General features: G+C 41.2%; 6 protein-coding genes. All 6 read right to left on the bottom strand.

The genetic code is table 11. From position 1 onward, the window contains the following. Nucleotides 1-150: 150 nt before the first annotated feature. Nucleotides 151-663 (bottom strand): adenine phosphoribosyltransferase, encoded by a 513-nt coding sequence (locus E4T71_RS03480; RefSeq protein WP_135036875.1) that lies wholly within the window; start codon nt 661-663, stop codon nt 151-153. An 88-nt stretch (nt 664-751) separates the two neighbouring features. Beyond that, entirely contained in the window at nt 752-2989 is a 2238-nt protein-coding gene (recJ, locus tag E4T71_RS03475; protein WP_135036872.1) for a single-stranded-DNA-specific exonuclease RecJ, read from the bottom strand. Nucleotides 2990-3003: 14 nt separating this feature from the next. Further along, nucleotides 3004-3933, bottom strand: a complete 930-nt coding sequence (gene rnz / locus E4T71_RS03470) for a ribonuclease Z (RefSeq protein WP_135036869.1) — start codon at nt 3931-3933, stop codon at nt 3004-3006. After that, nucleotides 3915-4568, bottom strand: coding sequence for a cystathionine beta-lyase (locus E4T71_RS03465; protein ID WP_135036866.1), 654 nt, complete (start codon nt 4566-4568; stop codon nt 3915-3917). Before E4T71_RS03465 ends, rnz begins: the two co-directional genes overlap by 19 nt. Then, nucleotides 4561-5799, bottom strand: a complete 1239-nt coding sequence (hflX, locus tag E4T71_RS03460; RefSeq protein WP_135036863.1) for a GTPase HflX — start codon at nt 5797-5799, stop codon at nt 4561-4563. The genes E4T71_RS03465 and hflX overlap by 8 nt, the downstream gene beginning before the upstream one ends. Then, the gene (gene miaA / locus E4T71_RS03455) at nt 5792-6676 is read right to left on the bottom strand and encodes a tRNA (adenosine(37)-N6)-dimethylallyltransferase MiaA (RefSeq protein WP_135036860.1); all 885 of its coding nucleotides are present in this window, start codon (nt 6674-6676) and stop codon (nt 5792-5794) included. The genes hflX and miaA overlap by 8 nt, the downstream gene beginning before the upstream one ends. Nucleotides 6677-6695: the final 19 nt, after the last annotated feature.

Here is a 6695-nt window from a genome sequence, read left to right as displayed (position 1 = left end):
TACTGGATGCAGACTCCTGCTGTCCACTCTATCTAAAAATCCCTCCCCTCTAAGGAGGGGAGGAAGAAGATTGTCTTTATTCTACATTGTCAGTTTTCAAGGATTCCACACAACTTGACAAAGAACCAGAAAACTTCAAGAAGATTTGGATTAGTAATGCATAAGAACTTTATAGTCGTAATCGCCAATAGCCTCGCGACCCTTCAAGTCATCTAACTCAATTAGGAAAGCACAACCTGCAACAATACCCCCTAAACGCTCAATCATTTCGATGGTCGCTTTAACAGTTCCACCAGTCGCCAATAAATCATCCACAATGAGGACACGTTGACCAGGCTTAATGGAATCTGCGTGCATTGTCAAGGTGTCAAGTCCATATTCTTTTTCATAGTCTGCAGAAATCACTTCACGTGGAAGCTTGCCGGGCTTCCGTACAGGAGCAAAACCGATACCAAGTTCATAGGCAACCGGACAACCCACGATAAATCCACGTGCTTCAGGACCTACAATCATATCAATCTTCTTATCAGTCGCGTATTGAACAATTTCCCGAACTGCATAAGAATAGGCATTCCCATTAGCCATCAAAGGACTGATATCACGGAAGGTTACCCCTTCTTGCGGATAATTTTCAATTGTAGCAATATAATCTTTTAAGTTCATAATAGACTTTCTATCAAAATGTTTTTACAACCCATTCTACCATACTTCTATCACAATAGCTAGAAGTGCATCACAAATAAATCTAGGTTTAGGATTTTTCTAGGGGAAAATGCAGCAAATAGTCATAGATATCCTCAACAGAATCTAAGGCCATTTTTTCTTGAAAACGAGCTAAATCTTTCAAGTTTTGATAAACCTTACTCTCCTCGATAGACCGTTTAACAACATTTGGATTTTCCTTAAGAACGCCATCTTCAATGGTAACAAATTCCAACTCTTGAAAAATTTGCAACATCTTGATCAGAAGTGGGCGTTGGATTTTTAAATAAGTCGCCAGATCATTTAATTTGTAGCGCACATCAAACTCTGGAACCTGCCGAATAGTCTTATACAACAGAGCAAATTGCTCTCTCGTACCTATACCCGTTAAATAATAAGCTTCTTGAATAGTGTTTTTAAAATAAAAAACCTGTGGTTGTCGTTCTTGCACAAAGCGAGCTAAGGGCTCCACGGTTTCCGGCAACTGGTCTAAAACGTAAGCAGCTGCTTCTGGAATATTAGTTGGGAAATCTTCCGTAAATTCTAAAACTGGAACAGAATCCGGTAAAGGCAGTTTCCCCGCACGAATATTATAAAGCTGTAAACCTTCAATCCTTGCATCTACCATCATTAATTGAAGACTGGTCTGGCCATTCCATTGATTTACGGACAAGGTCACTAAAAGCTCAAGTCTCTTAGACTGTGAAAACTCTAAGGCTAAATGTCCATAACCAAAACCAACAACCTCAAACTCTGCTTCACCTTGAGATATCTTTAGTTTGAGGTGGGCATTTCCTTGTCCCATAGTTCTAGTAGCTTCCACCTGAAAATCAGAAATATAAAAAACAGGTTGCCGATTCTCCATTCCAAATGGAGCTAATTGCCGGAACTGTTCAAGTGTTTTTAAACTGAGATTCTGTAAATCTAAAGTTTCATCCACCTGATAGGCCGGCTTTTCATTGGAATCTAATCCAAGACTAGCAATGTAATCTTCTAAAACAGCCTTTAAAGCTGGTAACTGTTCCAATTCCAATGTCATTCCAGCTGCGCCTGCATGCCCCCCGAAAGCTAGAAACAAATCTCGATGGGGGTCTAAGGCTTCAAACAGATGAATTGATTCAGGACTACGTGCAGAACCTTTAGCCTTTGTACCATCACTACTCAAAACAAGTACTGGCTGACCCGTTTCTTCTAACAGTCGACCAGCGACAATTCCTAGGACTCCTGGATTCCAACCCTCTTGCACCAAAACTTGAGCCCTAGCCTCCGGATCCAATTGGGCACGCGCTTCTTCATAAATAGTTTGAACTAGCTCTTTACGCTCTGTATTTTTAGCATCAATCATCTGAGCTAACTCGTGAGCCAGCTCATCATCAAATCCTGTAAGCAGTTCTAAAGCTGGATTTGGATCATCCAAACGTCCTAAAGCATTCAAGCGAGGAGCAATCTGAAAACCAACCGTCTCCTCATCGGCTTCATCCAGCTTCAGAGAGGCAACTGCAGCCAATTCTTGCAACCCAATCCGTTGAGTTTGTTGCAAGATCTTAAGACCGTAGGAGACTAGAATCCGATTCTCTCCCACTAAAGGTACCATATCTGCAATGGTACCGATAGCTACTAAATCTAGGAAATCTTGGACTACATCTCCGAGTAAGGCACAGGCCAGTTTAAAGGCCACTCCAACCCCTGCCAAATGATGAAACGGATAGGAATCCCCTGGTAATTCAGGATGAATAATAGCATAGGCAGGTGGCAAGATTTCTGGTAGTGCATGGTGATCTGTCACAATGACATCCACCCCGACTTGGTCCGCATATTCCAAGGCCTCGTGGCCAGCCACACCATTATCAACCGTAATAATAAGGGAAATATCTTGGTTTTCGATGAAATATTTATAGACACTCTTATTAGGTCCATAACCATCCGTAAAACGATTCGGAAGATAAACTTGAACCTCTGCTCCCATTTCTTCCAAAACTTCTTTCATAATGGAGGCACTGGTCATACCATCAGCATCGTAATCTCCATAGACCAGAATTGACTCATTATGTTGAATGGCCTCTTCAATTCTAGCCACCGCTTTTTCCATGTCTTGAAAAAGAAACGGGTCAGAAAGATTCTCTAAATTTGGCTGTAAAAATTCCTCTAATTCATCCTTGCTTTGGATTCCACGTTGGTAAAGGAGGCCTGCAACCGATTCTTCCAAACCAAATGTTTTAGCTTCCACGATAAAATCCTGATCTTCGACTTTTGGTCGAAATTGCCAATCGTACTTTGCTTCTATCATCTAGCTCCCCTACTCTACAGTGGAATTTCTTCTAAATCTTTGACAACATGAACATTTGGAAATATGCTAGCAGCATCATCTCGCATTTGACTAATATCCTTGGCCAAAAAGCGTGGGCTAATATGGTTCAATATAAGACGTTTGGCACCAGCTTCCTTGGCTACTTTAGCAGCATCCATATTGGTAGAGTGACCGTGATTGCGTGCCAATTTTTCATCACCCTTACCGTAAGTAGCTTCATGAACCAAGATATCAGATGCAACCCCCAAGCGGACACTGGCATCTGTTTTACGAGTATCACCAAGAATCGTAATCACCTTACCGGGTCTAGGAGGGGAGAGATAGTCCTTGGCTCTAATAAGGCGACCGTCCTCTAGAGTAATATCTTCCCCTTTTTTAATTTTTCCAAATAAAGGACCAAAAGGAACTCCCGCTTGCTTCAATGCATCGGCATCTAGGGTTCCTTCCAAATCTTTTTGAATAACCCGATATCCTACACAGAAAATGCTGTGGTCTAACGCATCCGCATACACTTTAAACTGATCTGTTTCCATAATCAATCCGAGATTATCTGAATCAAACTCATGAAAATGGATGCGGTATGGGAGACGCGAACCCGATAAACGTAAACTATTTAAAACATAATTTCGAATCCCCACTGGACCATAAATATCCAGATCGGTCTGTTCTTCATTAGCTTGAAAAGCCCGACTAGACAAGAAGCCAGGTAAACCAAAAATATGATCGCCATGCAGATGAGTAATAAAAATCTTGCTGACCTTGCGCGGGCGAATACTGGTATGCAGAATCTGGTTCTGAGTGCCTTCCCCACAATCAAAAAGCCAAACTTCATTGATTTCATCTAGCAATTTTAGGGCTAAACTGGAAACATTTCGGGCTTTTGAAGGTTGACCTGCACTGGTCCCTAAAAATTGTAAGTCCATTCTTTCTTCTCCATTACTACCATGAGTTGACGTTCCCTGGAACCATACCAGAGGAGGGTTTCAACTTTTTCTTTGTTTAATTGTTCAAGTAAATCTTCCTGACTATAGGAACTAAACTTCTGACTTCCATCACTCAGCATCAAGCGATCCGTTAAAGGAGTCACTGCCTCTTCTCCAACCACTTTCTGTGCCACTTGTGGACGTAATATAATTCGGCCTTGAACATACCCAATCAAATGATCTGGAAAAATAGTTGCAATTTCCCACAGTAATTCAGGTGTTACAACTTCCTCTACTTGAGCAAATATCTGTCCCAAACCACTCTCATCAAGAAGAGCTAGACCATATGCCTTGCCAGACAAATTTAAACGAATAAATGGCCTAACTTCCCTAAAGGAAGGATCTTTTTGAAACAAATCAAAAGCCTGACTCATTTCGTAAAGGTAATCCATAGCCTCTTTAGGACCTTTTTTCTGATATAACTCAGCAAAATAAGCATTCAAGACACTTGGTGGTGGAGTAATCCAAGCTAGGATTTCGCTGTCTGTTTTTCCTTGTAAGACATGCTCAAGGTAATTCCGATCAAGGGAGGTATAACCTCCCAATGAAATGGCACGTTCAATCCATTTATTCATAAAAAGCCTCTAATCTCCATTTATTTTTTTCAGCAATCCAGCCAGAAACATACACTCCTGCTTGATCATATTCGAGAGTTCCGATCAAAGCAAGTTCTTCCAATTCGTGTAACCTGTATTGTTTGGATAGTGGCCAGCGAATTTCAAAAGGCTCCCACAAGGCCTTCAATTTATTGACTATAATTTCTTTTAGCTCCTCTTTAGCGGAAGGAGAATGGGCAGAAATACTACTAGACGGATTCAGAGTAGGGACAAAATCATTGACTCTATCCAACTTATTATAAAGAGTAATACGTGGAATCTGATCCATATCTAACTCTTGCATCAACGAAAGCACTGTTTTCTCTTCCTGCTCATGATACGGATCGCTCGCATCAATCACATGGATTAGCAAATCCACATGTCTACTTTCTTCCAACGTTGACTTAAAACTAGCAACTAATTCTGTCGGTAAATCCTGGATAAAACCGACTGTGTCCGTCAAAGTAGCCTGTAATTGTTGATCAAGATGAATTTTTTTGGTTGCAGCATCCAAGGTCGCAAAAAGCTCATCAGCTTCATACTGGGGGCTTTCACCAAGAATATTCATAATTGTGGACTTACCTGCATTGGTGTAGCCAATTAAACCTATTTGTAAGTCGGGACTCGCCAGACGTTTTTGACGAATCCGATTCCTGTTTTTTTCAACTGCCTTCAATTGTCGTTCGATATCTGTAATCTGATTACGCACAGCACGTCGATTTAGCTCTAACTGACTTTCACCCGGTCCACGGGAACCAATTCCTCCCCCCTGACGACTCAGCATAATCCCTTGGCCAACCAAGCGTGGTAAGAGATATTGGAGTTGAGCAAGATGAACTTGAAGCTTCCCTTCATAGGATTTAGCTCTTAGCGCAAAAATATCCAGTATTAATTGCATCCGGTCAATGACCTTCACACCCCACTGTGTTTCTAGATAAGTATTCTGGCGAGGGGTAAGCCGGTTATTGACAACCACACTGTCAATTTCTTCTGCTTCTATCCAGTTTCTAATTTCTTCTACCTTACCACTACCAATCAGACTGCGAGCATCAGGGCGCTCTCTTTTTTGAACAATTTCTTTGATAACCTTAGCTCCAGCGGTTTGGGTAAGACGGGCTAATTCTTCCATGGACATTAAAAAATGATCCATTTTCGGTAGTTCCACACCGAGTAAGAGGACTCGCTCTTGTTCTTTTTCCGTATTAATCATTTAAAAAATCCTCAATCAATTTCTGAATCTCAACTTTAAAGTTTGGAGTTGAAACTACAAAGAAGTTCGGATTCATGCGATTACGAAACCAAGTCAACTGCCTCTTGGCAAAACGGCGAGTATTCTTCTTAATCGTTTCAAGGGCTAATTCTAAGCTAGTCTCCCCTTCAAAATAAGGAAAGAGCTCTTTGTATCCAATTCCACGAACTGCTTGTGCATGGGGATGATTCTTATACAGCCAATGCGCTTCCTCTAACAATCCCTCCTCAACCATCTGATCAACTCGTTGATTAATTCTTTGATAAAGAAGCTCACGCTCGTCGTCCAGTGCAATCAAAAGAGCTTCAAAATCTTGCTCTTGATTGACCAAATTTTGTCCAAATTTATCTAATTCGAGAACTCTGATAGCACGACGCCGATTAATTTCTCGAATCGAGATCCCCTTCTGATTTACCAAATCATATAAGGTTTCAGTCGCTAAGGCCTCTAATTCTTGGCGGTAGGCTAAAAGAGCTTCTTGATCCAAATCCCCACCCAAATGATAACCTTCCAAGAGACTCTGTAAATAAAGACCTGTTCCACCCACCAAAATCGGTAAGGCGCCTCTTTGTACGATTTCCTCTATCTTGATTTTAGCTTCTTGAACAAAATCAAAAGCCGAATACTCCTGATCGACTTCTCTTACGTCCAGCAAATGATGAGGAATCAATTCCTGTTCGGCCTTACTAACCTTGGCAGTACCAATATCCAGTCCACTATAGACTTGTTGACTATCACCTGAGATGATTTCCCCATTATACTTTTGAGCCAACTCAATTCCCAAAGCAGATTTACCTACCGCAGTTGGCCCCATGATAACAATTAACTTGGTTTTCATTTTTTTCCTTGAAAAATTC

Source organism: Streptococcus sp. WM07 (genome assembly GCF_004570525.1).
Taxonomy (GTDB): Bacteria; Bacillota; Bacilli; order Lactobacillales; family Streptococcaceae; genus Streptococcus.
The sequence above is the reverse complement of the archived record's forward strand: the minus strand, read 5'-3'. Positions and strand labels throughout refer to the sequence as shown.